Consider the following 25,848-nt stretch of genomic DNA (forward strand, 5'->3'; position numbering starts at 1 on the left):
TGCCTGGGGCGAGATCTAGCCGAGAGGAAGGCTTGGCGACAACTTACGGATTGGTAAGGTGACGGGTGGGGAGCGGCAATCTGGCTTTCCAAACCATCTACGCCCGATCGATTCGAAGAAGCTATTCACCGGGCAGTCCGTCACCCGCTCCGGATGATCACGCACGAGGACATGCATCCTGGCGTCAAGCCATCCCGGCGATGATTTCAGCCAATCCGCGATCTTGAAGAGCAGAATTCCGTTGCCTAAATCAGCGGCACTCACGCCATGGAAGGAGGTAAACGATGGCACTCGATACTTTTGAACACCCGATTTACGCGCAACGGAAGTACTTCGTGCAGGAGATCACCGGGCTTGACGATGTCTTTGATTTTCTCGACGAATGGCCACAGGAGAAACGCGATGTCACCTATGAGGTGATGTTGGACGCCTGCCGGAAAGCAGCCAATCGGCAACTACCCGCGTCGGTCGTCGCAGCGAATTTCAGTCGCTTTCTCAAAAAGCATGGCAAGCTCGCCGACATAGAAGACGTGCCCCTGCACCTGCGGCGGGTCAGCGATCGAAATGTCTCAGGTATCTAGTACCGAAGGTGATCGCCGCAGCCGGAACCAAAACACGCTCGCTGAGTTCGGCAAAGTTCAATCTTGATTGGACGAGGAAGTCTTACTGGAAAGGAGCACGCAGGAAACAGCAGCCGTTGCAAAAGCTAGGATTCAACTGCCGCATGCCTTGAAGTATGCGGCTCCGATTTTTGCGGTCGACTCTCTGCTCACCTGAGGAGATTTTGCCGATGAAGATCGCTCAGATTGCCCCGCTTGCAGAAAGTGTTCCGCCGAAATTATACGGGGGAACCGAGCGGATTGTTTCGTACCTTACCGAAGAACTGGTGGCCCAAGGCCACGATGTGACGCTGTTTGCCAGCGGCGATTCCGTTACAGATGCCCGCCTCGTGCCGTGCTCGAACACTGCCCTGAGACTAAATCCCGCCATCAAGGACCACCTGCCGCATCAGATCCTGATGCTTGAGGAAATCCGCAGGCGCGCGCACGAATTCGATGTCCTGCATTTCCACGTCGATCTGCTGCATTTCCCGCTGACCCGATATTTTGCCGACCGCACCGTCACGACGCTGCATGGGCGGCTGGACCTGCCTGATCTCTGGCCTTTCTACAAGGCGTTTCCAGATATTCCCCTGGTGTCGATCTCCAATGACCAGCGCCACCCGATGCCGCCCGTCAACTGGTTGGGGACAGTCTATCACGGCCTTCCCGCTAGCCTTCTACCTTTCACGGAAAAGCCGGCGGGCGGTTACCTCGCGTTCCTCGGACGGATCGCTCCGGAGAAGCGGCCTGACCGGGCGATTGAAATCGCGGCCAAGGTCGGCATGCCGCTGAGGATCGCAGCCAAGATCGACAATGTCGACAAACATTATTGGGAAACGGTAATTCGGCCGATGGTGATGAGCCATCCGAATGTTGAGTACATCGGCGAGATCAACGATCGCCAGAAGGCGGGCTTCCTGGGCAATGCCGGCGCGTTGCTTTTCCCGATCGACTGGCCTGAGCCCTTCGGGCTTGTGATGATCGAGGCGATGGCCTGCGGCACACCGGTTCTTGCCTTCCGCAGCGGCTCGGTCCCGGAGGTGATCGACGACGGCATCTCGGGAATTTTGGTCGATACCGTTGCCGAAGCTGTCGAGAACATCGAATGGGCACTGCAGCTTGATCGGCGCAAGGTGCGGGCGAACTTCGAGAGACGCTTTACTGCGGGACGCATGGCAAGAGACTATCTTGCGGTCTACGGCCAGCTGCATGGATTGCGCGCAAAAGCCCCGCAGCGCCGGCGCGCGAACCGCCCGATATCCATTGACCAGGTTGTGGCGTAAAAATACGGAGGCGACATGTGACGACATCTGCAGGCGGCAACTCAAATCCCGCAGCAACGAAGCAAGTGACGCCGATTGCGCAATTCTTCATTCCCGCTGCCGCGTCGCTGCAGGAGCGGCAATCACGTACATTAAAGCACGGCGATACATTCGCGGTCTTCGATCACAATGGCGATGCTCTTTCCGGACCAGGAAGTCCCGACGGGCTTTTTCACCGCGACACGCGATATCTTTCGCATCTCTACCTGACGCTCGAGGATCGGCGTCCGATGCTCCTGTCGTCGACAATGCGCGACGACAACGCCACGCTCACCTGCGATCTGACGAACCCGGACTTCCTTGGCAAAGATGGAAAGCTGCGCCTCGAGCATGATCTCATCCATATTCGACGGACACGCTTTCTATGGGCGGGGCGTTGTTATGAGCGCCTGGCAGTGAAGAACTATGACGACAGCGATCATCACCTGCGGATGAAGCTCCAATTCTTTACGGACTTTGCTGACCTCTTCGAAGTGCGAGGCACCGTGCGGGCAAAACGAGGCCGTAGCCTGCCGGCCGTCATCGAAGATGGAAGCGTCCTTCTTTCCTATATCGGCCTCGATGAAAAAACACGGACAACCCGGGTCTCGTTCGATCCGGCTCCCGATGAACTCGCGCCGAATCTGGCGGTTTACGACCTCCACTTGAGCGCGCGCGGCAGCCGCTCGATCTTCATCGAGATCGACTGCGACCGTTTGGACAAGGATCGCCGCGTCAACGGCTTTTTCCTGGCCATGCGCGATGCTCGACGGGCATTGCGATCGTCGATGGCAAGGGCGGCTTCGGTTTCAAGTTCCAATCAGATCTTCAACCAGCTTGCGCGGCGAAGCGTGTCCGACCTTTACATGTTGATAACAGACACGCCTGAAGGGCCGTACCCCTATGCCGGGACGCCGTGGTTCAGCACGGTGTTCGGCCGCGATGCGATCATCACCGCGCTGCAGACGCTGTGGCTGGATCCCGCCATCGCAAAGGGGGTGCTTCGCCATCTCGCCGCCAACCAGGCGACCGATATCAATCCCGCATCGGATGCCGAACCCGGCAAGATCCTCCATGAGGTTCGCTTCGGTGAAATGGCCGAACTGGGGGAAGTTCCGTTCCGGCGTTACTACGGCAGCGTCGATTCGACCCCGCTGTTTCTCATGCTCGCGGGGAGCTACCTGGACCGCACCGGCGACACGGCAACTCTTCAGCAGCTTCTGCCGCATATCGAGGCGGCGCTGACCTGGATCGACGAATATGGCGACCGCGACGGTGACGGCTTCGTCGAATACGGGCGCCAGACCGTGGAGGGCCTGATCAACCAGGCCTGGAAGGACAGCCACGATTCGGTCTTTCATGCGGACGGGACACTCGCCAGGGGGCCGATCGCGATTGCCGAGGTACAGGCCTATGTCTACGGCGCGTGGCAAGCGAGCGCGGAGATATTCCGCCGGCTCGACCAGCCCGAGCGCGCGGCGAAATTGCTGGCGAAGGCAGAAGGGCTGCGGCGTGCTTTCGACGTCCGTTTCTTCGACGAGGAACTCGGTACGTTCGTGCTGGCGCTGGACGGAGACAAGCGAGCCTGTCGGGTTCGCTCTTCGAATGCCGGCCACGCTCTCATGACCGGCATTGCCTACCCCGCAAGAGCTGAACAGGTGGCGCACACCTTGATGAACGCCTCGTCCTTCTGCGGCTGGGGCATTCGCACCATTCCCGCCACCGAGGCGCGCTACAACCCGATGAGCTACCACAACGGCTCGATCTGGCCGCACGACAACAGTCTGATCGCCATGGGGCTTGCGCGCTACGGCTTCAAGGCAGCGGCAGCGCAAATCTTTGAAGGTCTGTTCGCAGCCTCGACCTATATCGAATTACGCGGACTTCCCGAGCTGTTCTGCGGTTTTTCCCAACGGCGGTCGCATGGACCGACCTTCTATCCCGTGGCGTGCTCTCCGCAGGCCTGGGCCGCGTCAGCGCCTTTGTCGTTACTGCAATCGTGCCTCGGTCTGGATTTCGACCCGAACGCCTCGCAGATCAGCTTTAACCAGCCGCGCCTGCCGGCATTCCTGGATGAGATCACTTTGCGGCATCTTATGGTGGGCTCCGGTTCGGCTGACGTCACCATTCGCCGGTCCGGCCGACAGGTCGTCGTAGACGTCGTGGGCCGCAAGGGAGATGTACGTGTCCTCACGACTGCTTAGAGGCGTTGCACGGGCATGGAGTCCGAAGCAGCGGAATGATTGGTGTGACTGATCGCATTAATGGCAATCGTCAGGGGCCGCCCAAAGTACAGGAGACGCAATGCTTGGGGCAAGCAATGATCGCTGAACGGTCCAACAGCATGATACGGAATATCACTCGAAATCAGAGTCAATTTATGTTTGGGAGCAAAATGAAAGAAGAAAATTTGTAGTTGAATAAACGCCTTGGCAACACCGCACCGCGTGATCACGATCTCGGTCCAGCCGTGATCTCAAAGTCGTTGCCATGAGCGATAAGCCCTCGAAAACCTGAAGCCTTCTCAAACCCGCTTCCAACAGCGAAATTGCCTTCATCCCCGACGCGCGGGAACCGAACATGCCGCCGCTTGTTTTCACAGCACATAAGCCGAGCACGTCGGAGCGAGCACATGAACCCGAAAAGCACGTTGAACATTGCCGGCCATCCGATCCATCCGATGTTGATCCCGTTCCCGGTCGCTTTCTTTGTCGGAACGCTCGTCACCGATATCCTCCACAGCCAATCCGACGACCCGTTCTGGCCGGCGGCGTCGAACTGGATGCTGACGGCCGGCCTCGTCATGGCAGCCCTGGCAGCACTCGCCGGATTGACCGATTTCTTCGGCGATAGCCGCATCCGCAGCTTGCGGGCTGCGTGGTTCCACATGATCGGCAACATCATCCTCGTTCTGATCGAGGCCGTCAGCCTTTGGCGGCGGGTCGTATAGGGCCCCGATTTCATCGTGCCGACCGGGCTGGCGCTGTCTTTGATCGCCGTTGCGCTGCTGTTGTTCAACGGCTGGAAAGGCTGGGAAATGGTGTATCGCCACCGGGTCGGCGTCAGCGAAGAAACGAGCACGACGCGGTGAGGAGGGCGGCAAACTTCCGCAAACTCCGTCGACCGAAGGATCCATGCTGGCCTCCATCGGCGGCGCATGAATCCCAGGCTCGAGGCCTGGGAAGCGGACCTTTTTGGTTATCGAAAGGATAAGGCTGCTGTGCGCTCCCATGTCGGCCGTAGAGATTATCTTTGCCGCTTCCTGAAAGCATGCATCGCCGGCGACCACGCTGGAAGTTTCAGTTGCGCCAAAACCGGAACATAGAACCGCTCCGCAACAAGTCCGATTTACTTGGTCAGCAGACCTCTGGTCCGGTAGAGTCTCGAGTCTCCACCTGGCCGCGGACCGAAAAGCCGGAAAACGCTTATCTCATAGTAAGCTGATGCATCTGGAGCGCCTATGATGAAGCCGAGCGGATCCACCGAGGCGGTGAGGATCGAGGACCTTGACGACGCGGGGCTGGTTGAACACGCGCGACAGCTTGACCCCGCCGCATTCTGGCTAATCATCAAGCGTCACAATCTGCGGCTTCACAGGGTCGCCCGCGCCGTCCTGAATGACGACATCGAGGCGGAGGACGTACTTCAGGAGACCTATATCCACGCCTTCACCCATCTGGCCGAATTCCGCGCGGAGGCGCGGCTGTCGACCTGGCTCACCCGGATCGCGCTGAACGAGGCGCTGGGACGCCGCCGGAAAAGGCGACCCACCGTAGACGCGAAAGCCATCGAAGGCATGGTCGCTCCATTCAGCGCGCACAAGCCTGATCCCGAAGAGGCGGCCGCTCTCGCTGAAATCCGCGGCCTGCTGGAGCGAGCCGTCGGTGACTTGCCGGAGCCCTTTCGCATCGTCTTTGTCATGCGGGACGTCGAGGAAATGAGCATTGAGGAAACGGCTTTTCTTTTGGCATTGCGACCTCAGACAGTGAGCACCCGTCTTTATCGTGCACGCCGGCTGCTCCGCGAGGCGCTGCGGGACCAGCTCGCCACCGTGTTCACGGATACGTTTCTCTTCGCTGGCGCTCGTTGTGACCGCCTCGCGCAATCAGTCCTCGATCGGCTCGCAATTCGCTTGGTTCGAGAGGATACGCATCTGTTGAACGCGGCGACTGAGCTCTAGACGCCGTCCACGCCGAGATTACGGCAGCTCCTTTCGCAGGACCTTTGTAGTGGGACACGGGAATATTTTGGCGGCCCGGATCATCTAATCGTCAGGCAAACGCATTCGGTGCCGCGGTGCTGACAGCGGTGCTGAATCAACAAACATAGGAGACCGCCATGCAGGCCCCACTTGACCTATCCCGGCGTCAGTCGCTTCAGGGACTTATCGTACTCGGTGCCGGAGCGGCACTCAGCGGAATTGCGCGGCCTTCGCCGGTATTGGCACAGGACATAACGGACGAGGACATTTTCCGCTTTGCGCTCAACCTCGAATATATGGAGGCTGAATACTACCTCCGCGGCACCACCGGAATGGGCATCGACGCAGCCGATGCCGGTTCGAAATCCGGCGACGTCGTTGGTGGAAAGCAAGTCTCGTTCGAGACGCCCGCCATCGGCAAATTCATGCAGGAAGTCGCGGAAAACGAACTCGCGCACGTCCGCTTCTACCGCAAGACGCTTGGAACCAACGCGGTTGACAGGCCGGCCATCGATTTCGGTGCGGGCTTCAAAGCCGTCGCGGAAGCGGCGGGCCTCGGGCCGGACTTCGACCCTTTCGGCAACGAGACGAACTTCGTTCTCGGCGGGATGGTGTTCGAGGATGTCGGCGTCACCGCCTATGCCGGTGCGGCGACAATTCTGAAAAACAAGGACTTCCTCGCCGCTGCCGCAGGCATCCTGGCGGTCGAGGCCTATCACATGGGAATGGCGCGATCGACGCTATACCGAAAGGGAGAGGAAGCCTGGAAGGCCGCCAACGCGGTCTCCGATGCCCGAGACAAAATCGACGGATCAGACGATAAGGACCAGGGGATCCAGGGGGACGGAAAAGCCAACATCGTTCCCTCGACGCCCGATGCGATCGCGTTCACCAGAACACCGCAGGAGGTGCTCCGGATCGTCTACCTCACCGACAAGGACGGAGTGAGCAAGGGCGGCTTTTATCCGGAAGGGATGAACGGCACGCTCAAGACCACCTGAGCCAGTTGCGACGAGTGACGATTGGCCAGCGGAAACTGAGCGGATTGGTATCCGCCGCTCTGCGTGAGATCAACGCTTCAACCCTCCTTGCGACGTGCAAGGACGGTTGAACTCGATTAAATGCCTGTCCGCGGATACCGGTCGCGCTCCTGTGCGATCTGCTCGGGGGCGTATGGATCGAGCGTGTCGTCGAAGTGGGTCCAGCCCTGCTCCTTATAGGCACGCCGACGTTCGACCGGATCGACGCAGTTTGACCCCTGGAGAATAGCCTGCGCCTCGGAGGCGCGGGCGTCGTCGACCTTGGCCGTGACCAGGCTGCCGCCGCGGCGGACACCTTCGGCATAGAGGTGGGCATCGTCTTCCGAAACGCCGGAGTCGGTGAGGGCGCCGATCAGGCCACCAACCGCACCGCCGGTGACGGCGCCGGCGACAGCCCCGGCCGCAGTCACGGCCAGCCAGCCTTCGGCAACCACCGGCCCGACACCGGGAATGGCCATCAGGCCCAGTCCGGTGAGCAGGCCGCCGGCGCCACCGACGGCAGCGCCGATGACGGCGCCGGTCGCGGCATCCTTGCCAACGTCAGAGTCGCGATGGACGCGGCCAGCCTTGTTGGAGACGATACTGATGTCGTTTGAGGCAATGCCTGCCGCTTCCAATTTGGTGACGGCGGAGCGAGCGTCCGAGTGGTCGTCGAAAAGTCCGGTTACAGTTCTCATCATGCTTCTCCTTGGGTTACTTGGCGACGATGTTGCCCTGATAATCGAGAGCAACGGAGACGGCTTTCCCGTCCTTCATGCCGAGGCCATCCAGATCCCCTTGTCGTCGAGCTTGAGATCCTTGACGTCGGTGTAACCCGCTTCCGCAATGCGATCCTTAGCCTGAGTTTCGGTAAAGCTGTTGGCGCCCTCAACGGGCGCGGTCGGATTTTTGGTGTCCGGGGTTGCAACCGCAGGTGTATTTCCATCCTTGGATGGAGCCGGTGTGGTTTGGGCAAAGGCTGCAATGGCAGACGCGCCCAGAATTGCCGCCGCGAAGACGATCTTCTTCATATGCGTTTCTTCCATTTCCGGATCAGATGAGATCCATGCGGTCAGAACACGCAGGAGAGATCTTTGTTCCGCGAGATTATGTAGTTGATTTTTCTAAATATATGGGAAAGTGGCGCGCTGCGGGTTATTCTCTGCGGCGCCGGGGCAATGTAAGCAGAAAGTAACGGTGTGGGGTAACCGACGATCCCACGGGCGCCTTGAGGAAGGGCCTCGGTGTAGGCCCATCCTATAACTCCTAGAGTTGTGTTTTTGTCATATCCAAGAGGGGGAGCGCGGGGCCGCTCTCCTGCCGGCAGGTCGTGCGGTGACGGATGCGGCCCCGGCAATGTCAGTGACTTCACGGAATACGGGCGATGACCTTGATCTCGAAGTCGAAGCCGGCCAGCCAGTTGACGCCGATGGCGGTCCAGTTGGGGTAGGGCGGCTTGCTGAACATCTCCTGCTTGACCGCCATGATCGTGCCGAACTGGTTTTCGGGGTCGGTGTGGAAGCTGGTGACGTCAACGATGTCATCCAGCGTTGCGCCGGCGGCGCTCAGCGTCGCCTTCAGGTTTTCAAAGGCGAGCCGCACCTGGCTTTCGAAGTCGGGTTCCGGCGTTCCGTCCGAACGGCTGCCGACCTGTCCGGATACAAACAGCAGATCACCGGATCGGATCGCGGCGGAATAGCCGTGCTTCTCGTAAAGAGCGTGCCTGTCGGCCGGAAAGATTGCTTCGCGTTTTGTCATTCTGATCTCTCTTCATTGTTGACAACGACCGTTGAGCGCGACGTATCGCTTCACATCTCGCGCCATTTGATATACGGTTCGTATGTGGAATGTATGAGATACGCATCGTATGTCAAGTCCATATACGCTTTGTATATGAAATTGAGGAATCGGATGGCAAGGAAACGCAGCGAAACGATGCAGGAAAACCGCGCCAAGCTGATCGCAGCGGCGCGCAGGACCTTTGCGGAAAAGGGGTACTCCGCAGCATCGATGGACGAATTGACCGCCGACGCCGGTCTGACGAGGGGCGCGCTCTACCACAATTTCGGCGACAAGCGCGGGCTGCTGGCGGCGGTCGTCGATCAGATCGACACGGAGATGGCGGTGCGCGCTCAGGAGATCGGGGCGCGCGCAGGGGACGATTGGCAGGGCCTGCTCGCCGAAGGTGCGGCCTATATCGAGATGGCGTTCAATCCGGAAGTCCAGCGTATCGTCCTGCTCGACGGACCTGCTGTGCTGGGCGATCCCTCGCAGTGGCCGAGCCAGAACAATTGCCTGCAGGTGACCAGGAGCACGGTTGAGCGCCTGATCTCCCAAGGCATCCTCAAGCCGCTCGACCCAGAGGCGGCGGCCCGGTTGCTGAGCGGCGCAGCTCTCAATGCCGCTCTCTGGATCGCCGCGAGCGACGATCCGCAGAGCGTGATGCCAAAGGCGGTCGAGGCTTTTCAGGCCTTGGCGGCCGGTCTGCTGGCGGAGCGTTTGTGATCTGGGAGCTGGTTGCCAAGCTTACGGGCCCGAGGCCCCTGGGATGACAGAAGAATTCGTTCTGACGCTGACATAAATGGGTGCGAGTGACACGCCCAAATCGCCATCAGCGAAATTTGGCTCAGCCCGTCGAAACGACACCCAAGCTGAGGACCCACATTTCGCGATAGCAGAAGCCGGGATCGGAAATCAGACGCTCCGGCTCTTCGCCGATCGCCTTCCATTGGTGATGGTCCGCTTCCGTTAAATCGCACGTTTGGGCAAGTCCAGACAAGAATTCCAGATTGTTTCGGATGTATTCGCGTTCCACCGGCCTGAGTGGCTGACGGCGCTCTGCCAGCGTTGTAATGGCAGAGACGTTCTTTAGGCCCGCCGCGCGAAACCAGGCTGACACGCGAGTTCCTCTCATGGCGCCGGACATCTGCACGTCATCGGACAGCGCATCGAGCAGACGCCACATCAGTTTGGGATCCTGCGGCTGATACTGCCAAACCGAGATGTCAACCTCCTTCACGGCAATAAGTCCGCCTGGTTTTACGACGCGGCAGAACTCCCCGATCGCTTGGGTGAGCTCCTCATCGCTCAGGTACTGGATGACGTTCGCGCTCCAAACCGCATCGAAGGCGCCCGCTTCATACGGCAGCGCGAGGATGTCACCGGTTCGCACGCCAATCGGACAGGCAGGCTGCTGGCTTGCAATCAAGCGTTCGATTGCCTCAACATTTTCCTGTGCCAGATCTAGAGCATAGATATGCCCCTCGACCCCCAACAGTTCCGCCATCAATGGGAGGAAGACCCCATTGCCTGCACCCGCATCAAGCACTGACCAGCCAGGTCGGATGCCGGCGGCACGGAGAGTGGCATCATACTCGTCCTTCAGTGCCTGGTAGTGAACGTCGAGGTGCCCTCCGGCGCTGAGCTTATGGCCAACCGATGTGACCTGTTGTAAATTTGAAATATTGCTCATCTGCCTGGCCGGTCCGAGTTCGCAACAATAAATTTAAAGAAACGTGGCTTTGTGGCGCAGGTCAGTCTGCCTTGCGCGTCAGTCGAATTAGAAGCATGTTCGCGCTGCTACGCTAGCCTATTGCTAGAAATACCGATTAGCCGGGACTGTCAACTGTCGCTCGGACCCATTATCAAAGAGTTCATCGCATGCGCCCCATATGCGCACTCCAAAGGAGTAGTGTGACACTTGCTCCATGATGCCGCTTTATTCGCGCTCAACTATCGACGGCGCGAAAATCAGTCGCATTGTGATGCCACTTCACGCCTCCAAGTCACCACAGCGAACATCAAAGCATTCTGTTGAGGCATATTCAGAGGTGCACTTGTGAGCGTCAGGCTGTCGCCAGATAAGTTGCAGTATCTGACTTGCTCGCTTCCGACCCAAGGCTCAAACCAAGCGATATCGACGGTTGTAACGAGGCGGTTGGGCGGCTCCACCCTATATTGGCCTGAGTAGGCGAGCATCGAACGGAAAGCCACGGCCTCATCGGCTTCCGTCTTTGGGTCTGACCGACCATCCGGCGTGATCAGGGCGAACATGCGGCCTTCGGGATTAAACGTTACCGCTCCAGACGGGCGCTCGCCCCAAGGCTGCGTTCGCTTGCCCGTTGCGCAGTCCTCCATGTGAAAGGACTCGATGATCCAGATACCAACCAAATCTTTAGCGTGCATCGGGTACCTCCAGTTCACCGTCGTTTGCCGTAGTTCGGACCGAACGGCATTGTTTTTCTCGCTGAGCATAGCTGGGAAAGACCGCTGCCGGATTGCGAAATCTTCAATAAGGGCTTTCGTAGCAAAACCGCCAGCGCGGAACTATTCCGAAAACACCAAAGCCATCGCGAAACAGACTTGCGAATCGCATAAGTGTGTGCTTATGTGTTGGCATGATCGAGAATGACATTTTCCGCGCCTTGGCTGACCCAACCCGCCGGGCGATCTTCGAGAAGCTGGCGGCGGGCGGCATGAACGCCAGTGCCCTGCGCGAGGGCATGGAGATCAGCCAGCCGGCAATGTCGCAACACCTCTCGGTTTTGCGGAGCGCAGGGCTCGTGAGGGAAGAACGGCAGGGGCGGTTCGTCAATTACGAAGTCGATCCGGAGGGGCTGGCTCTCATCGCACAATGGTTGGCGAAATATCGCGCCTACTGGCCTGCCCGCATCGAAGCTCTCAAGGTCTTGCTGAAGGATATGGATCAATGAACGATGGAAAGGCCAAGGAGCAGAAAGGCGGCATCGAACTGGAATTCGATCTGGATGAACCGCCGCAAAAGGTCTGGCGGGCAATCAGCATCCGGGAATTTCGGGAAAACTGGTTGCCGAAAGACGCTCTGGCCGATCCCGAACCGGCCACGATCACACCTGGCGAGGAAGTCCGTTATAGCCTGCGCGACGACGCTCCACCTTTCCTTGAAAGCACGGTGACGTTCACGATCGTCCCGAACGCGACCGGCGGCACCCGCCTGCGCATTATCCACGAGCTCACCGACGCGAGGCTTGACCGGACGGCGGAAACGGCCGCGAACAGCAACAGTCCGCCCCTCATGCTCGCCGCCTGACGCGGCAGGCTCTCCCCTTTAAATTCTGGAAGATTGGAGTTCGCCGATGCGCGAAGCGATGCAACTCGTCCCTATGGTCATAGAACAATCCAGCCGAGGGGAGCGGTCTTTTGACATTTACTCCCGCCTTTTGCGCGAACGCATCATCTTCCTCAACGGCGAGGTCAACGATACCGTTTCCGCTCTGGTCTGCGCGCAGTTACTGTTCCTCGAGGCCGAGAATCCAAACAAGCCGATCAATCTCTACATCAATTCTCCGGGCGGCGTCGTGACAAGCGGCTTCGCCATGTACGACACCATGCGCTTTATCCGCGCGCCGGTTCATACGCTTTGCATGGGCACAGCCCGTTCCATGGGATCGTTCCTGCTGATGGCAGGCGAGGCCGGCGGAAGAGCGGCTTTGCCCAATGCCAGTATCCTCATTCACCAGCCATCCGGTGGCTTCCAAGGCCAGGCTTCCGACATGCTGATTCATGCCGAAGAAATTCTGAAGACCAAGCAGCGCATGACGCGGCTCTACGCGGAGCATTGCGGACGCCCCTATGAAGACTTTGAGCGCGGGATGGATCGCGACCGCTTCATGACGGCGGAAGAAGCATTGGAATGGGGCCTTATCGACCGTATTCTAAAGGTTCGGGAAGACACGGACAGCCTATAGCTTGTCCTGAAATTCCAACTTTTGCGACAGAGTTTTGCGGCGAAACTCCTCGAACGCTTCAGGAAAGACCTATAAACGCTCACCCTGTTTGGCGGCTTACTGATCACGCTATCTGGCGCATAAGGAAGGGCTGAAATGGGGTGGCAACCAGACGGTCGGCTTTCGCGCACTAAGTCGTTAAAGCCGAGTGGAAGGGCAACGCCGGCCTACAGTGGCTTTCGGAAGAACACGACGCGCTGTGTCTCCTCAAATCCTAAATCGGTATGGAGCGCATGGCTGCCTGAATTCTCAAGCAGCACGTCAGAGCCAAACTCAACACACCAAAGTTAGCGAATGTTGTCGCTTTGATCATCGGTCCGTTGAGTCCGTCTTATGTTCAGCCGCAACCTTTTGATACGTCTTTGTGTTTCTGTCTGGGTATTCGTAAGTCCACTTCAAACCCCATCTGCATTCGTCCGTCTCACACTTGCTATTCTTCGGCTCTATCAGATTGACTTGAAATGCCTCGCCGTTGACCTCACCGATGAACGAACCCGTCCTTCCCTTATCCGCCGATATGAGGTCAAACTCTCCTGCTCGACCGTCCAGGCAGTAGATCTGGCCTCGATAAGTTCGCTCGGTCTCTAGCTTCCATCGATTTGTTTTCAACTGCGATAGGCTGTACCAACCTTTGCATTGTTGCTTCTCGGCCGAGCCGATTTCAAGCGTGCCCCCTGCCTGTTCGTCATTTGAAGAAACCATCCCGAGAAGCGGAGTACCCGTGGCGGTGTAGCTTCCCTCAACGCCGCTCATAAAATGATATGAGCATCCTGCGAGCGGGAAGCACAATACCATCCCTAAACCGGTGACCGTGAAACCGCGAAGCGCCCGCAAGCACCTTAAGATAGGCAGCAAGTTCATCTCTCAATGTTCATCTTGACGTTCGCGGATGCCGAAAAAGACGAGGTGGAGCGAAGGTCAAACAATAGTTGCGAAAAGATCATAAGGGCGAGCGGATAGCTGCTTGTGTCGCTAATACTCGAATCACAGTATCTGCTCACACTTGCGTATCTCGCCTCCTGGCGAGGTGAATAAATGCCACAACTAATCGGCAAATAGAATGCCCCATCGCCCTGTCAGGGAAGATGAACATGAAGACCGGTAATGGCGCAAATCCGCCGCGCGCACAGCGGGAAATATGCCCAGCTGGACCGGGAAGCCGCGGTGTTTAGCCAATTGCCTTGGCATAGTCTCGGGCTCGAAATAAATGCCGGCCTTGCATATCGGGGTCTTGGCCTTGCGAAAGGCTGCGAGCACATTTGCCATCGATGCATCTCCCCCAGCTGGGGTGTTGGACCTACTCGAAGTCCTTTGCCCGATCCTTCCAATATTCGCTGATGAATTCACGTGAGGGCGGTGAATCCTCGTCTTCACCGAATTCCAGGCCACCCTGGGCACGCGCCTCCAGAGTGCGCCGCACTTCGGTGCGCAGGAACTCGCCAAAGCTGTCCGCAAGCTTGTCCTTACCGTTTGTGTATCCGCCGGTGGACACCTCGTAGACAGGCGCTTCGCCGTCCGTATTCATCTCGGCGCAATCCATCACATAGAAGGGACCATAACCCGCCGCCAGAAACGGGATCATCGTCTCGCTGATCCGACCATCGGCGCGCTCTCGTTCCGTGGCATACACAACATTAGTGATGAATTTCGCGTCGATGCCCTGGGAGAGCCAACCGTAAATCTCGATCGTGTCGAATTCGAGCGCGCCATGTTCGGACAGCATCTTCTTATACGAGACCGGCAGCGTCACGCCGAGCCGGGTCTCGATCTGATTCAAGTCGTCTTCAGTCGCGCTCTTGGTCCCAAGAACCGCGATCCCGTTGTCTCGAAGGCTGCGGATTGCGTCATCATACATCGCTATGCTCATTGTCTACTCCTTGTCCACTGCCTACCCAAGAAGCCTGACGCTGCCTCTATGGCGGCGGTCCGTTGCTGAAATCCTTAGCCCTGCCGCGCCAGGATCTCGACTGATATGGGCAACACGTCGAGCACGATCCAGGCCCCCTTGCGGTTGCTCATCTGGCCTTCAGGTGCGCCAGCACTACGCCGATCCCAGAAAGTTCAACGGCTACGCCTGACGCGCCGAAGCCCCTAGCCTCCAACGATTTCGCTGATCTGCACGATTGGCGAGATGTCCGTATAATTGGCGACGTCTGCGACGATCTCCGCGCGGTGGGGACCGAACGCCTCCTGGAATGTCTCCAGGGTCGGCGAGTAGACGTGGCACGCCGCGACGAACTTCGGCGCGCTTCCAGGTTCGCGACCCGCAAGGCCCTTTTCGATCTCGTAGCGCAGGCAGGCATCACCGAGCCGTTCCTGGATCAGTGGCATGTGGCGGGTGCGGTAATAGTCGTGATCGAACTTCGAGCCGCCATCGGCCGGATAATAGACGCTCATCTTGATCATGGTCGGCCTCCTGCCTGAACGCCTCTCCGAGCGTCCGAAGGGCTTTCTAGAGCGGTTCAGCTATTAACGGAAGCGCAGGACCGCTCTAGACTTTTGTTTTTACGCAATTCCGGACGGAAAACCGCTTCGCACTTTTCCTGGAATTGCTCTAGCGCACCGACTCGTCAAGCCGCAACCGGATTTCTGGCCGAAGCGAGTTTGACGAGAGCAAGGTAGTTTTCGCTGTGCTTTTCGAAGCGGTGGTGATCACGGACGCAAAGAGTCCAGGCCGGGCGGAACCGTTGCCGCGGCTATCGGTTAATCCGCCGAGGTCGCGACGTGCCAATCGGACGTGACGGAGATGGTGAACGCACCGGTTTTTCCGATTTCTCGGTGCGGGCAACGAAATGCCAGGCGAGCACCTTACCCGTTCGCCGCGATCTCATCCCGGACAACAGGATTGGCGAGGATCAAACCGTCAACCAGGGCCACACATCGATCACTGTCTCCTGAGCGCGGAAACCGCCGCCCGCCCATAAAAGGCGGTGGAACAGGCGAGCGACCATGCACCGTGTGGATCGATCAGAGGAGGAGGAGGTCATGAGCAAGAATAATTGGCAGGCCGGGCTTCGCGCTAAGCTGGAGCAGCTCGTCGACGACTGCGTTGTGGCCGGGGCCAGGCAGCAGGACGTCTTCGATACGATCATCAAGGAGATCGTCAATCTGCGCGCAGCCCTCGAGCGCGATCCCGATCCTGCGGAGGACGACGCTGCCGTGATAGAGGAGCCTGCGAACGATTGGCCGGCGGCCGACAAGTGAGCTGAAGCCGATCGGGGAGGGGCACGCGAGCGCTTTGGGGCGGGGGCTTATGGAACCAACTGGCGCGGCGAAGATTTACAGTCTTGTCGCCTGGCAATCGGTTTAGCCGCATCTGCGGGACGTGATTGCCCGCGCCGCCCACTCATCATTCACAAGGGGGAATTGTTATGGAAAGTGCAGGTATCGGCTGGATTGCCGCCATCATCATCGGCGGCATTGCCGGCTGGCTCGCCGAATTGCTGATGAAGAGCAACATGGGCGTGCTGATGAACATCGTTCTCGGTATTGTCGGCGCCATCGTCGCCAACTTTATCCTGTCGCTCTTCGGCGTCGTCCTTGGCGGATGGCTGGGTTATCTAATCGCGGGCTTCATCGGAGCCTGCATCCTCATCGCTGTTGCGAGAATGGTCAGGCGCACGGCCTGACCAAACAGAAGGCGGCTTCGCAAACCGGCCGCCTTCGGCATCCCGATAACGGCGTTTTCAACTCGGCATGACGCGGTCGCGGCGACATCTGGATATTGCGATCGAGATAGCGGATAAACGGGCGGCTATTCGCAACACACCGGATAGAAATTCCGCGATAGGATGTTCATTGGACAAGCTCGGCACGCTCGGCATCTTCATTCAGGTGCATCGATTCTCCAGCGCGACAGCACATTCATCATGTTCCGCCAAAGATACGTGTTCGCGAATATACTCGTCAGTAACCGCCCGGCAAAATCACGGATCAATTCTGTAAGGCGATTCTCAATGTCCAATGAGCCTTAACACTGTGGGCAGCCTGTGATGATGCCCTCACGACCTTTTTCGGAAGGTGGATGCAATCGCTTGGCATAAGTTTTCGCGTTGCCATCAGAACAAGCCGGTGGCAGCTTCCAGCATACACCGTGCCTACAACAGGACAGCCCATTTGACCGATGAAAAGCTGCGATCAGCGGATCCGGAACTGGAACACCAGAGCCGGCGAGGACTGCCCTCGCTCGTTCTCGCTACCCTGGGCGTCGTCTATGGCGACATCGGAACTAGCCCGCTTTATGCATTCAGAGAGGCTCTCCACGCCACCGGCGGATCCGGAGCTCATCGTGCGGACATCCTTGGAATCCTGTCACTGATCGTCTGGGCGCTCACGATCGTAGTCACCTTGAAGTACGTAACGTTCGTTTTGAAGGCAGACAACCGGGGCGAAGGCGGCACGCTGTCTCTCATGACGCTCGCCCGCGAAGGTCTGGCCGGACGCCCCAAATGGGTGCTTGTCCTGGGCGTGATCGGCGCCTCGCTGTTCATCGGTGATGCGATCATCACGCCTGCGATCTCAGTCCTGTCTGCGGTCGAGGGCATCGAGGTGGTCGCACCGGCGTTGTCCAACTGGGTCGTGCCGATCACTCTCACGATCATCGCCATGCTGTTTTTCGTCCAACGGTTCGGGACGAGCGGCGTGGCGTCGGTGTTCGGTCCCGTAACGGCTCTGTGGTTTATCGTCCTTGGCGTCAGCGGGGCGATCCACATATTTGACGACCCGTCGGTGTTGGGCGCAGTCAATCCGGTCCACGCACTCTGGTATATCGCAAACAACATCGGCTCAGCCATCGCGGTGCTTGGGGCCGTCTTTCTTGCCGTGACTGGCGCGGAGGCCCTCTATGTCGACCTTGGACATTTCGGACGCCGTCCGATCGTCACGGCGTGGTTTTCGCTCGTCTTCCCCAGTCTGCTTCTGAACTACTTCGGGCAGGGAGCGTTCGTGCTCGCGAACCCGCAGATGGCTGAGCATCCCTTTTTCAGCATGCATCCGGAGTGGGCGCGGATTCCTATGGTCTGTCTGGCCACCGCGGCAACGGTCATCGCCAGCCAGGCCGTGATCTCAGGCGCTTATTCCCTTGTCCGTCAGGCGATGCACCTCAACCTGCTTCCTCGCCTGCGCATCCTCCACACCTCCGAAACTCAGTCCGGACAGATCTTCATGCCGCAGGTGAATAACCTGCTGTTCATCTTCGTGGCTGCTCTGGTGCTCTTCTTCCAAAACTCGAGCGGCCTTTCCGCCGCCTATGGCATCGCCGTGACAGGCGAAATGTTCATCACTTCGATCCTCCTCTTCATCGTGATGCGGCGGATCTGGAGCTGGAAGCTGGCGACGGTTCTTGCCGTCATCGTGCCGATGACACTGATCGACGCCGGGTTTCTGGCCGCCAACATCGCGAAGTTCGCAGATGGAGGATGGGTTCCCGTTGCGGTGGCGACGACGATGGCGCTCATCATGCAGACATGGACGGCGGGGCGTCGGCTGCTTGCCGCCCGCACCAAGGCCGACGAAATCCCACTTTCCGCGATCATTGACAACCTGGCCCGGAAGAAGCCACCCACGGTGCCCGGGACTGCGATGTTTCTGACAAGCGACATCGAAGGCGCGCCAACCGCACTCCTCCATAGCCTGAAGCACTACAAGGTGCTCCATGAGCAGAACGTCATTCTCAGCGTCGTGACTTCGACCACGCCTTTCGTCCCGGACGATGAGAAAATCTTCCTCGAAAGCTTCAATCGCCACTTCAGCCGGCTGGTGATCACGTTCGGCTACATGGAGACGCCCAACATCCCTCGTGCGCTCGTTCTCGCCCGCAAGCTAGGCTTGAAGTTCGATATTATGTCGACCTCGTTCTTCCTCTCCCGCCGAACGATCCTGCCATCGAAGAAAGGCGGCCTGCCGTTCTGGCAAGACCGGCTGTTCATCTCGCTTGCACAGAATGCCAGCAATGCCACAGACTATTTCGGGCTGCCGTCGGGGCGAGTGGTCGAACTCGGGCTGCAGACAACCATCTAGCGGCTGCCGATAAGCGCAGATCTTCTGTCACATTGCGAGGAACGCTGATCTTGTCCGTCTTCGATCTCATCTCGCTGCTTCTGGTTCTCACTGCCGGGTTCTCCTGGGTCAACCATCGCTATTTCAGGCTTCCCCCCTCGATCGGGATCCTCGTGATGGGACTTGCGGCCTCAGCTTTGCTCGTCCTGCTGGAGCTTTCGATTCCAGACGTTTCCGTCTACGCGGATGTCGCAGCTCTTGTGCGGCAGGTCGATTTCCAGACGACCGTCATGAACGGGCTTCTCGCCTTCCTCCTGTTTGCTGGCTCGCTCCATGTCGACTTTTCCGCCCTTCGCTCACGAGTCGCGGTCGTTGGTGCTATGGCCACCTTCGGCGTGCTGCTTTCAACGGCGCTCGTCGGCGTCGCGATGTGGGCCCTGGCAGCCCTGCTTGGCATAGAGCTGCCATTCCTGTGGGCGCTGGTGTTCGGCGCGCTGATCAGCCCTACTGATCCCGTGGCGGTTCTTTCGACGCTCAAGGCCATCAAGGTTCCGCAAGCGCTCGAGACCGACATGGCGGGCGAGTCGCTGTTCAACGACGGCGTCGGGGTCGTCGTATTCACCGCATTGCTCGCGCTGGCGAGCGGCGGCGCCGATGTTGGCGCGGCGCAGGTCGCGGAACTGTTCGTCCTCGAGGCACTGGGAGGGGCAGTGATCGGCCTGCTATCAGGTTACGTCGCCTACTTGGCCATGAGGGCGATCGACGACTATCCTGTCGAGGTTTTGATTTCCATCGCGCTGGCGATGGGTTGCTATTCCCTCGCCTCCGCACTGCATATGAGCGGTCCGATCGCCGTCGTGGTCGCCGGAATCCTCGTTGGCAACCGCGGACCGAAGGACGCGCTCAGCGACGTAACGCAGCGATATCTCTTCGGCTTCTGGACGTTGGTCGACCAGATCCTAAACTCGGTGCTCTTCCTCCTTATCGGACTTGAGGTACTTGTTCTTCGCTACGAGGCGCCGATCCTGCCGCTCGCCCTCGCCGCGATACCTGTGGCGCTCGCGGCCCGCTTCGCGTCGACCATCATCCCCGTGACCTTGCTCCGCAGACAGTACGACTTCGTTCGCGGGACCGTGATCGTTCTCGTCTGGGGAGGTCTCAGGGGCGGCATATCGATCGCCTTGGCGCTGTCCCTTCCGGAAACGCCTTTCAAGGCGGCTCTGCTTGCCGCCACTTATGCCGTCGTGATTTTCACGATCGTGGTTCAGGGACTCACGCTGGGGAAAGTCGCCAGCCGCTCGTTGCGGCCGTCCGGCCCTTGACTGTAAAGAACAACAGTAGCTTGAGTGGACGACGAAATCGCACGGTGACACTGGCAACATCGGCTATTGAATCAGGCGGAAGCGAGGTGACGGCGCAATGAGGGTAGCCATTCATGCGCTCGGCACGCGCGGCGACGTTCAACCCTATATCGCTCTGGCATTGGGATTGATCGAGCGAGGACATCGCGTACAGCTCGCTGCTCCGGTTCAGTTCGAGAGCATGGTGCAAGACCACGGCGTCGCATTCGCCCCCCTGCCTGGAGAGTTTCTCGCTCTTCTCGATACTCCGGAAGGAAAGGCGGCGATCGCCGGCGGCAAGGGCTTCAGTGCGGGTTTGAAGCTGCTCAAGTACGTCCGTCCGATGATGCGAACCCTGCTAGACGCGGAATGGAAAGCAGCGCAGGCCTTCAACCCCGACATCTTCGTGCATCATCCGAAGGCAATCGCGGTGCCACACATGGCGGAGGCGCTTCAGTGCCCATTTATTCTGGCCTCGCCCCTGCCTGGCTTTACGCCGACCGCCACTTTTCGCAGCCCGATGTTGCCTTTCAGAGATCTGGGCTGGTTCAACCGGATCAGCCATATCGCGGCGATCAGGGGCGCGGAACTTCTGTTCGGCACGTTGCTCTCGACCTGGAGGGTGGAACGGCTTGGTCTGGCGCGACGCAGGACGCCAGCTATCGCTTCGAGTGGCGCGCTCTACGCCTATAGTCGCCATGTCGTGCCGGTCCCTCCGGACTGGGGCAGTGACGTGCTGGTGAGTGGCTACTGGTTTCTCGACAGCAAGAACTGGCGACCCCCAGACGATTTGGCAGCATTCCTCGCGGAAGGGGAGCCGCCAATCTACGTTGGCTTCGGAAGCATGCCGGGCGTCGATCCGGGCCGAATGACAGCCACTGTTGTCGAGGCCCTCGCAAGGCAGGGCAAGCGGGGCATCTTGGCTCTTGGAGGCGGTGCCCTGGCCGCGGACCATAAATCCGAGCATGTTCACGTCGTCCGCGACGCCCCTCACGACTGGTTGTTTCCCGAGGTGAGCGCGGTCATCCACCACGGCGGCGCCGGAACGACCGCGGCCGCTCTTCGGGCCGGCAAGCCCATGATCATTTGCCCATTTTTCGGCGATCAACCGTTCTGGGCAAGGCGTGTAACAGACCTCGGCGTCGGACTGTCACTCGATCGCAGAGCATTGACCGTCGAGAGCCTGACAGATGCACTCGCAGCCATGGACGATCCACATATGCGACGCCAGGCAGATGCGGTTGGCGCACCAATCCGGGACGAGGATGGGGTTGCGAACGCAGTCGGTTTCATCGAGGCTGCTGCGGACAAACTTCAGGCGCATCCTTGAAATGCATTGGACGACATCGTGCCCAATCGACACTCCGTATTCGTGCCAGACCGGTAAGATCAGGAAAGCGCGATAAGCTGCAGCGGTGCCAATGACCGGCGCGAAGAATTCGCTTGCCTGCACAGATCGATGGCTTGGGTTCCGGACACGGGCCTCTCGATATATCATTCGATTGTGAACCCAAGCGCTCACGCGGCGGAAGGTAAGGAATGCTGTTTAGGAGACGGAAGCCGCTCTCACCGGCTCAGCGGATCCGTGAAGTCTTTTGGCCATCCAAGGGGCTATTGCGGTCCATCCGATACATCGCCATTCGAGTTCTTCGCTTGAAGGCTACTCCTCACGCCATTGCGGCTGGCGTGGCAGCAGGGGTGGCCGTGTCCTGTACGCCGTTCCTCGGCTTTCACTTCATCTTGGCCTTTTGTCTAGCCTTCATCCTCAGAGGCAATATGATCGCGGCTGCGCTCGGGACGGCGTTTGGGAACCCTCTTACCTTTCCTCTGATCTTTGCTGCCGCTTACCGGATCGGCATTTTTCTTTTGGGTCGGGCGCCCGAGCGGGTGGGTGAAGCCAATCTGTTCACGCTGCTCCGGCACCTCGATTTTGTGCCACTTTGGCATCCAATTCTAAAGCCGATACTTGTCGGCGGCCTTCCGCTCGCCGCGCTATGCGGTGCAGTTTTCTATGTATTGACATGGCAAGGCGTTCGCCTGTTCCAGCAGCGAGGAAAGCGGCGGAGATCGTAAGATCCAAAAGAGCCGGCAGCGCGCGAAGACCAATTCTGGCAGATGGACTTGACGTCCGTGAGAAGCGTCGTCGCGTATTTGTAAACGACTACGACCGGCTGCTTTTCCTCCTGCTCGCCATCAGCGAGCAAGCCAGCTCAGACTTGTCTCTTACCGTTTCGCAGTTCTGCCATATATTTCAAGATATGAGAGTCCGGCGGACGATTGTGTGGCGTTTGGAGCTTTGGCGGTGGATGCCGTCAATCCTTGCTTTGCTGCTGACGTTGCTCTCGGCCTTGGGCCTGGCGACGCCCGCATCCGAAGCTGAGCGTGTCGCTATAGTCCTGAAGATGAACGGGGCGATTGGCCCGGCGACGGCCGATTATGTAAGACGCGGCCTTCAACGAGCCAATGAACGCGGCGCCAGCCTGGTTGTTCTGCAGATCGACACGCCCGGCGGTCTCGACACGTCGATGCGCGACATCATTCGCGCGATCCTTGCCTCCTCGATACCGGTCGCGAGTTTGGTTGCACCCAGCGGAGCACGAGCCGCCAGCGCCGGCACCTATATTCTTTACGCAAGCCATATCGCGGCAATGGCACCGGGCACCAATCTGGGTGCGGCGACGCCGATCGCACTTGGCGGCCGACCATCCGATGATGACCGGAACGACAGCCCTGATACGACCGGCAAGCAGCGGCAAGTGCCGGGCGCTGCCGGCGAGGCGAAGGCGATCAACGATGCGGTGGCCTATATCCGCGGGCTTGCGGAACTGCGCAATCGTAACGCCGACTGGGCGGAGCGCGCCGTGCGCGAGGCCGCAAGCCTTTCCTCCGCCGCAGCTCTGCGTGAGAAGGTCATAGATTTCGTGGCGGCCGATATAAACGATCTCCTGGCACAGGCGCAGGGTCGGGTCGTGCAGGTCGGTCAACAGGATGTCCGGCTCGAAACATCGGGTCTCATCGTCCAGGAACTTGAACCGGACTGGCGAACCCGCCTGCTTTCGGTGATCACCAATCCGAACATCGCGCTGATCTTGATGATGGTCGGCATCTACGGCCTGATCTTCGAATTTCTGACGCCTGGGACGCTGGTGCCGGGAACCATCGGCGGCATCTGCCTGCTGCTTGGTCTTTATGCTTTGGCCTTGCTGCCGGTGAGTTTTGCGGGCCTCGGGCTGATCATTCTCGGCGTGGGTCTGACGCTGGCCGAGGCGCATTCGCCCTCCTTCGGCGCACTCGGCGTCGGCGGCGGCATCGCACTGATGCTCGGCGCTACCATCTTGTTCGACACGGACATACCCGGGCTTAAGGTTTCCTGGTCGGTGCTTGGCGCAATCGCCGTCGCCTGCCTCGCTCTTAGCCTTGTCATTGCCCGTCTCGCCTACATCTCGCGCCGGCACGATGTCGTCACCGGCGGCGAGCAGATGATCGGAATTTCAGGCAAGGTCGACAGTTGGACGGGCATCTCGGGCTACGTCATCGCCCATGGCGAGCGCTGGAAGGCCATTTCAACTGAGCCGCTTTCCGCCGGCGACGGCGTGAAAGTGACAGGCCGGGATGGGTTGACGCTCGAAGTGGTCCGCAGTTCGCAGGAGGCCTAACCGCCTTCAGGATGCAGGAGGAAAAGTCATGGGCATGTTTTCAGATCTCGCCTTCTATCTTGTGATTATCTTTGTTCTGCTCGTCGTCGTCGCATCTGCGATCAAGATCCTGCGGGAATACGAACGCGGCGTGGTTTTCACGCTTGGCCGTTTCACCGGCGTCAAGGGGCCCGGCTTGATCCTGCTCATCCCCTATGTCCAGCAGATGATGCGGGTCGACTTGCGCACTCGGGTGCTCGACGTGCCCGGCCAGGATGTCATTTCGCATGACAATGTTTCGGTCCGCGTCAGCGCGGTGATCTATTTCCGGGTTGTCGATCCCGAGAGGTCGACGATCCAGGTCGAGGACTTCATGATGGCGACGAGCCAGCTCGCCCAGACCACACTGCGCTCGGTGCTCGGCAAGCATGACCTCGACGAGATGCTGGCGGAACGCGACAAGCTCAACATTGACATTCAGGAAATCCTGGACGCCCAGACCGATGCCTGGGGCATCAAGGTCGCCAATGTGGAGATCAAACATGTCGACATCAACGAATCGATGATCCGCGCAATTGCCCGTCAGGCGGAAGCCGAGCGCGAGCGGCGTGCCAAGATCATTAATGCCGAAGGCGAGCAGCAGGCTGCAGCCAAACTGCTTGAAGCAGCCGAAATCCTCGCCAGGCAACCCGAGGCAATGCAACTTCGTTATTTGAGTACATTGAACGTCATCGCCGGCGAAAAGACCTCGACGATCATTTTTCCATTTCCGATGGAGTTCGGCAATTTGATGCCGCCCAAACCGGACCGATGACGACGCCTTGAATGCGCTGTTTTTGCCGATGGAGCAATGGTCCTGCGGTCAAGGTGTCAGCTAAAGAAGTGCGTTTGCAATCCTCATCGGCAACGCCATAATGCCGGTGGCGGTGCCCTTGGCGCTGGAGCCGGACTGCGAACCGGCATCGGTGCCCGTCTGAGAACCGGATTGGGCCTGGCCGCCGCTCCTGGTGTCCTGCTGGGCTGCGGCGGGCAGTGTGGCAAGCGGCGACACGCTGAGTGACAGCGCTGCTACGAGCATGGTGAGATGCTTGCTTTTCATGATCAACCTCGGAGGTTTCGGGCACGCGATGCCGTCCCGCATTCTCATGCGTCGCATGCGTGCCCTAATCGTCGTAAGGGGCGGCTGAGCCGCCCGAGGTCACTGAATGACCTGGATGACCTTCCGGGAGGAAGGTTCGACGATCACACGCTGATCGTTGATGATCGCGTATGCATAGTTCGGATCATCGGGAATTGGCGTGACGACCACGGTCTCCGGCAGGGGCTGTCCGACGACCACTCTCTCCTTCACCACGACACGCTCGGTCGGGGCCGGAGCCTGCTGAACATAGGTCACCACCTTCGGCGGCGGCGGATCGATGACGCTACCTCCGACGCCGCCGACGATGCCGCCGACAGCAGCGCCGACCGGGCCGCCGACAATCGCGCCCGTTGCAGCACCGCCTGCGGCGCCCGTCACCGTGGACGACTGCGCAAAGGCAGAAGTCGACGCCACAAGGATGCCCGCTGCGAACCCTACTAGTTTGATATTCATCTGTTTTCCTCCTTGGATGCGGTTGGTTCCGCTGAGGAGACAAACCGCAAGATGGAGGAAGTGTTCCAGGTGTGGGACTTCAGGCCGGGGCGCTCCGACCTTGGTCCTAGAGCCTTTCCGGGTTAGATTGCAGCATTCTGCCGGAGCAGGTTTTCGTCAGGGCAAAGGCGATTGGCGAAGGGCATACCCCAAGGTACGTGCGAGCCGATCGCCTTTGCCCTGACGTAAAGATGCCCGGCCCTTCGGGTTGGCTGAAACGGGCCGGCTGATCGACCGGCCGGCTTGGCCGTAGAACTGGGCTACGACACGCGCCGGCCGGTCGACCATCCGACTCCGTTTGAGCCAACAGAATGCTGCAATCTAATCCGGAAAGGCTCTAGCGTAAGATTCGCCT

27 protein-coding genes and 4 pseudogenes are annotated in these 25,848 nt (G+C 59.2%); 19 read left to right on the forward strand and 12 right to left on the reverse strand.

Annotated elements, in window-relative coordinates:
* The first annotated feature begins 284 nt into the window (after positions 1-284).
* The 6 genes and pseudogenes from RWJ89_RS24045 to RWJ89_RS24070 all read left to right on the forward strand — a co-directional run bounded on the left by RWJ89_RS24045 (position 285) and on the right by RWJ89_RS24070 (position 7,105).
* Complete coding sequence (locus RWJ89_RS24045; RefSeq protein ID WP_077975731.1) at positions 285-581, forward strand: DUF982 domain-containing protein; 297 nt, start codon at positions 285-287, stop codon at positions 579-581.
* 209 nt (positions 582-790) lie between these two features.
* Complete coding sequence (locus RWJ89_RS24050; RefSeq protein ID WP_131641590.1) at positions 791-1,885, forward strand: glycosyltransferase family 4 protein; 1,095 nt, start codon at positions 791-793, stop codon at positions 1,883-1,885.
* A gap of 17 nt (positions 1,886-1,902) precedes the next feature.
* Positions 1,903-4,107, forward strand: a complete 2,205-nt coding sequence (locus RWJ89_RS24055; protein ID WP_316031553.1) for an amylo-alpha-1,6-glucosidase — start codon at positions 1,903-1,905, stop codon at positions 4,105-4,107.
* Positions 4,108-4,535: 428 nt separating this feature from the next.
* Positions 4,536-4,994, forward strand: a pseudogene (locus RWJ89_RS24060) (DUF2231 domain-containing protein).
* Between the two features lie 369 nt (positions 4,995-5,363).
* Entirely contained in the window at positions 5,364-6,083 is a 720-nt protein-coding gene (locus tag RWJ89_RS24065; RefSeq protein WP_221947743.1) for an RNA polymerase sigma factor, read from the forward strand.
* Between the two features lie 158 nt (positions 6,084-6,241).
* Positions 6,242-7,105, forward strand: coding sequence for a ferritin-like domain-containing protein (locus RWJ89_RS24070; RefSeq protein ID WP_316031554.1), 864 nt, complete (start codon positions 6,242-6,244; stop codon positions 7,103-7,105).
* A 116-nt stretch (positions 7,106-7,221) separates the two neighbouring features.
* Here the strand turns inward: RWJ89_RS24070 and RWJ89_RS24075 are convergent, their stop codons facing one another.
* From RWJ89_RS24075 to RWJ89_RS24085, 3 genes and pseudogenes are all read right to left on the reverse strand, one after another.
* Positions 7,222-7,821, reverse strand: a complete 600-nt coding sequence (locus tag RWJ89_RS24075; RefSeq protein WP_131666457.1) for a hypothetical protein — start codon at positions 7,819-7,821, stop codon at positions 7,222-7,224.
* A 16-nt stretch (positions 7,822-7,837) separates the two neighbouring features.
* A pseudogene (locus RWJ89_RS24080) lies at positions 7,838-8,154 on the reverse strand (PepSY domain-containing protein).
* A gap of 337 nt (positions 8,155-8,491) precedes the next feature.
* Positions 8,492-8,881: a RidA family protein gene (locus tag RWJ89_RS24085; RefSeq protein WP_168260168.1), complete on the reverse strand. Its 390-nt coding sequence runs from the start codon at positions 8,879-8,881 to the stop codon at positions 8,492-8,494.
* Between the two features lie 135 nt (positions 8,882-9,016).
* Here RWJ89_RS24085 and RWJ89_RS24090 point away from each other — a divergent pair, with 135 nt between their 5' ends.
* On the forward strand, positions 9,017-9,628 hold the full coding sequence (locus tag RWJ89_RS24090; RefSeq protein WP_206105942.1) for a TetR/AcrR family transcriptional regulator: 612 nt from the start codon (positions 9,017-9,019) through the stop codon (positions 9,626-9,628).
* A 121-nt stretch (positions 9,629-9,749) separates the two neighbouring features.
* Here the strand turns inward: RWJ89_RS24090 and RWJ89_RS24095 are convergent, their stop codons facing one another.
* Both RWJ89_RS24095 and RWJ89_RS24100 read right to left on the reverse strand, forming a co-directional pair.
* Positions 9,750-10,595 carry a class I SAM-dependent methyltransferase gene (locus RWJ89_RS24095; protein ID WP_221947746.1) on the reverse strand — a complete coding sequence of 282 codons (846 nt, stop codon included), beginning with the start codon at positions 10,593-10,595 and terminating at the stop codon, positions 9,750-9,752.
* 278 nt (positions 10,596-10,873) lie between these two features.
* On the reverse strand, positions 10,874-11,308 hold the full coding sequence (locus RWJ89_RS24100; RefSeq protein WP_168283659.1) for a lipocalin-like domain-containing protein: 435 nt from the start codon (positions 11,306-11,308) through the stop codon (positions 10,874-10,876).
* Positions 11,309-11,520: 212 nt separating this feature from the next.
* Between RWJ89_RS24100 and RWJ89_RS24105 the strand changes: the two genes are divergently transcribed.
* The 3 genes from RWJ89_RS24105 to RWJ89_RS24115 are packed head-to-tail and all read left to right on the forward strand — an operon-like array spanning position 11,521 to position 12,849.
* Positions 11,521-11,835 (forward strand): ArsR/SmtB family transcription factor, encoded by a 315-nt coding sequence (locus RWJ89_RS24105; RefSeq protein ID WP_131666454.1) that lies wholly within the window; start codon positions 11,521-11,523, stop codon positions 11,833-11,835.
* Positions 11,832-12,191, forward strand: coding sequence for an SRPBCC family protein (locus RWJ89_RS24110; protein WP_316031555.1), 360 nt, complete (start codon positions 11,832-11,834; stop codon positions 12,189-12,191). The genes RWJ89_RS24105 and RWJ89_RS24110 overlap by 4 nt, the downstream gene beginning before the upstream one ends.
* A gap of 46 nt (positions 12,192-12,237) precedes the next feature.
* Positions 12,238-12,849, forward strand: coding sequence for an ATP-dependent Clp protease proteolytic subunit (locus RWJ89_RS24115; RefSeq protein WP_222060224.1), 612 nt, complete (start codon positions 12,238-12,240; stop codon positions 12,847-12,849).
* A gap of 206 nt (positions 12,850-13,055) precedes the next feature.
* On the opposite strand, the pseudogene RWJ89_RS24120 reads toward RWJ89_RS24115, so the two are convergent.
* The 5 genes and pseudogenes from RWJ89_RS24120 to RWJ89_RS24140 all read right to left on the reverse strand — a co-directional run.
* Positions 13,056-13,169 (reverse strand): annotated as a pseudogene (locus tag RWJ89_RS24120) (N-acetyltransferase); the annotation flags it as partial.
* 28 nt (positions 13,170-13,197) lie between these two features.
* Positions 13,198-13,641: a hypothetical protein gene (locus RWJ89_RS24125; protein WP_312889043.1), complete on the reverse strand. Its 444-nt coding sequence runs from the start codon at positions 13,639-13,641 to the stop codon at positions 13,198-13,200.
* Positions 13,642-13,932: 291 nt separating this feature from the next.
* Positions 13,933-14,154 carry a hypothetical protein gene (locus tag RWJ89_RS24130; RefSeq protein ID WP_316031556.1) on the reverse strand — a complete coding sequence of 74 codons (222 nt, stop codon included), beginning with the start codon at positions 14,152-14,154 and terminating at the stop codon, positions 13,933-13,935.
* Positions 14,155-14,185: 31 nt separating this feature from the next.
* On the reverse strand, positions 14,186-14,755 hold the full coding sequence (locus tag RWJ89_RS24135; RefSeq protein WP_316031557.1) for an SMI1/KNR4 family protein: 570 nt from the start codon (positions 14,753-14,755) through the stop codon (positions 14,186-14,188).
* Between the two features lie 224 nt (positions 14,756-14,979).
* Positions 14,980-15,294: an EthD family reductase gene (locus RWJ89_RS24140; protein WP_168283662.1), complete on the reverse strand. Its 315-nt coding sequence runs from the start codon at positions 15,292-15,294 to the stop codon at positions 14,980-14,982.
* 318 nt (positions 15,295-15,612) lie between these two features.
* Between RWJ89_RS24140 and RWJ89_RS24145 the strand changes: the two genes are divergently transcribed.
* The 9 genes from RWJ89_RS24145 (at position 15,613) to RWJ89_RS24185 (ending at position 24,674) form a co-directional block, all read left to right on the forward strand.
* Entirely contained in the window at positions 15,613-15,786 is a 174-nt protein-coding gene (locus RWJ89_RS24145; protein WP_316031558.1) for a hypothetical protein, read from the forward strand.
* A gap of 87 nt (positions 15,787-15,873) precedes the next feature.
* Positions 15,874-16,092, forward strand: a complete 219-nt coding sequence (locus RWJ89_RS24150) for a hypothetical protein (protein WP_077975744.1) — start codon at positions 15,874-15,876, stop codon at positions 16,090-16,092.
* Between the two features lie 167 nt (positions 16,093-16,259).
* Positions 16,260-16,517, forward strand: a complete 258-nt coding sequence (locus RWJ89_RS24155) for a GlsB/YeaQ/YmgE family stress response membrane protein (protein WP_168326826.1) — start codon at positions 16,260-16,262, stop codon at positions 16,515-16,517.
* A gap of 487 nt (positions 16,518-17,004) precedes the next feature.
* On the forward strand, positions 17,005-18,906 hold the full coding sequence (locus RWJ89_RS24160) for a potassium transporter Kup (RefSeq protein ID WP_168255336.1): 1,902 nt from the start codon (positions 17,005-17,007) through the stop codon (positions 18,904-18,906).
* A gap of 50 nt (positions 18,907-18,956) precedes the next feature.
* A complete protein-coding gene (locus RWJ89_RS24165) occupies positions 18,957-20,207 on the forward strand; it encodes a cation:proton antiporter (protein WP_168335658.1) in 1,251 nt (416 codons plus the stop codon).
* Positions 20,208-20,304: 97 nt separating this feature from the next.
* Positions 20,305-21,555 carry a glycosyltransferase gene (locus RWJ89_RS24170; RefSeq protein WP_316031559.1) on the forward strand — a complete coding sequence of 417 codons (1,251 nt, stop codon included), beginning with the start codon at positions 20,305-20,307 and terminating at the stop codon, positions 21,553-21,555.
* 209 nt (positions 21,556-21,764) lie between these two features.
* Positions 21,765-22,298 (forward strand): DUF2062 domain-containing protein, encoded by a 534-nt coding sequence (locus RWJ89_RS24175; RefSeq protein ID WP_316031560.1) that lies wholly within the window; start codon positions 21,765-21,767, stop codon positions 22,296-22,298.
* A 233-nt stretch (positions 22,299-22,531) separates the two neighbouring features.
* Positions 22,532-23,881 (forward strand): NfeD family protein, encoded by a 1,350-nt coding sequence (locus tag RWJ89_RS24180; protein ID WP_316031561.1) that lies wholly within the window; start codon positions 22,532-22,534, stop codon positions 23,879-23,881.
* Positions 23,882-23,909: 28 nt separating this feature from the next.
* The gene (locus tag RWJ89_RS24185; RefSeq protein ID WP_077975750.1) at positions 23,910-24,674 is read left to right on the forward strand and encodes a slipin family protein; all 765 of its coding nucleotides are present in this window, start codon (positions 23,910-23,912) and stop codon (positions 24,672-24,674) included.
* A gap of 105 nt (positions 24,675-24,779) precedes the next feature.
* On the opposite strand, the pseudogene RWJ89_RS24190 reads toward RWJ89_RS24185, so the two are convergent.
* Both RWJ89_RS24190 and RWJ89_RS24195 read right to left on the reverse strand, forming a co-directional pair.
* Positions 24,780-24,959, reverse strand: a pseudogene (locus tag RWJ89_RS24190) (DUF1236 domain-containing protein); the annotation flags it as partial.
* A gap of 99 nt (positions 24,960-25,058) precedes the next feature.
* Positions 25,059-25,454, reverse strand: a complete 396-nt coding sequence (locus RWJ89_RS24195) for a DUF1236 domain-containing protein (protein WP_316031563.1) — start codon at positions 25,452-25,454, stop codon at positions 25,059-25,061.
* Between the last annotated feature and the right edge of the window lie 394 nt (positions 25,455-25,848).

It is taken from the genome of Rhizobium sp. 10PS4 (assembly GCF_032464805.1).
GTDB classification, from domain to species: Bacteria; Pseudomonadota; Alphaproteobacteria; order Rhizobiales; family Rhizobiaceae; genus Rhizobium; species Rhizobium laguerreae.

Excerpts from the sequence above, each read along its gene's own strand:
- RWJ89_RS24125 (WP_312889043.1), bottom strand. The coding sequence starts at position 13,641 with ATGAGCGGCGTTGAGGGAAGCTACACCGCCACGGGTACTCCGCTTCTC.
- RWJ89_RS24045 (WP_077975731.1), top strand. The coding sequence starts at position 285 with ATGGCACTCGATACTTTTGAACACCCGATTTACGCGCAACGGAAGTAC.
- RWJ89_RS24195 (WP_316031563.1), bottom strand. The coding sequence starts at position 25,454 with ATGAATATCAAACTAGTAGGGTTCGCAGCGGGCATCCTTGTGGCGTCG.
- RWJ89_RS24110 (WP_316031555.1), top strand. The coding sequence starts at position 11,832 with ATGAACGATGGAAAGGCCAAGGAGCAGAAAGGCGGCATCGAACTGGAA.
- RWJ89_RS24070 (WP_316031554.1), top strand. The coding sequence starts at position 6,242 with ATGCAGGCCCCACTTGACCTATCCCGGCGTCAGTCGCTTCAGGGACTT.
- RWJ89_RS24155 (WP_168326826.1), top strand. The coding sequence starts at position 16,260 with ATGGAAAGTGCAGGTATCGGCTGGATTGCCGCCATCATCATCGGCGGC.
- RWJ89_RS24135 (WP_316031557.1), bottom strand. The coding sequence starts at position 14,755 with ATGAGCATAGCGATGTATGATGACGCAATCCGCAGCCTTCGAGACAAC.
- RWJ89_RS24185 (WP_077975750.1), top strand. The coding sequence starts at position 23,910 with ATGGGCATGTTTTCAGATCTCGCCTTCTATCTTGTGATTATCTTTGTT.
- RWJ89_RS24105 (WP_131666454.1), top strand. The coding sequence starts at position 11,521 with ATGATCGAGAATGACATTTTCCGCGCCTTGGCTGACCCAACCCGCCGG.
- RWJ89_RS24175 (WP_316031560.1), top strand. The coding sequence starts at position 21,765 with ATGCTGTTTAGGAGACGGAAGCCGCTCTCACCGGCTCAGCGGATCCGT.
- RWJ89_RS24180 (WP_316031561.1), top strand. The coding sequence starts at position 22,532 with ATGCCGTCAATCCTTGCTTTGCTGCTGACGTTGCTCTCGGCCTTGGGC.
- RWJ89_RS24115 (WP_222060224.1), top strand. The coding sequence starts at position 12,238 with ATGCGCGAAGCGATGCAACTCGTCCCTATGGTCATAGAACAATCCAGC.
- RWJ89_RS24140 (WP_168283662.1), bottom strand. The coding sequence starts at position 15,294 with ATGATCAAGATGAGCGTCTATTATCCGGCCGATGGCGGCTCGAAGTTC.
- RWJ89_RS24065 (WP_221947743.1), top strand. The coding sequence starts at position 5,364 with ATGATGAAGCCGAGCGGATCCACCGAGGCGGTGAGGATCGAGGACCTT.
- RWJ89_RS24075 (WP_131666457.1), bottom strand. The coding sequence starts at position 7,821 with ATGAGAACTGTAACCGGACTTTTCGACGACCACTCGGACGCTCGCTCC.
- RWJ89_RS24100 (WP_168283659.1), bottom strand. The coding sequence starts at position 11,308 with ATGCACGCTAAAGATTTGGTTGGTATCTGGATCATCGAGTCCTTTCAC.
- RWJ89_RS24050 (WP_131641590.1), top strand. The coding sequence starts at position 791 with ATGAAGATCGCTCAGATTGCCCCGCTTGCAGAAAGTGTTCCGCCGAAA.
- RWJ89_RS24130 (WP_316031556.1), bottom strand. The coding sequence starts at position 14,154 with ATGGCAAATGTGCTCGCAGCCTTTCGCAAGGCCAAGACCCCGATATGC.
- RWJ89_RS24085 (WP_168260168.1), bottom strand. The coding sequence starts at position 8,881 with ATGACAAAACGCGAAGCAATCTTTCCGGCCGACAGGCACGCTCTTTAC.
- RWJ89_RS24095 (WP_221947746.1), bottom strand. The coding sequence starts at position 10,595 with ATGAGCAATATTTCAAATTTACAACAGGTCACATCGGTTGGCCATAAG.
- RWJ89_RS24090 (WP_206105942.1), top strand. The coding sequence starts at position 9,017 with ATGAAATTGAGGAATCGGATGGCAAGGAAACGCAGCGAAACGATGCAG.
- RWJ89_RS24150 (WP_077975744.1), top strand. The coding sequence starts at position 15,874 with ATGAGCAAGAATAATTGGCAGGCCGGGCTTCGCGCTAAGCTGGAGCAG.
- RWJ89_RS24170 (WP_316031559.1), top strand. The coding sequence starts at position 20,305 with ATGAGGGTAGCCATTCATGCGCTCGGCACGCGCGGCGACGTTCAACCC.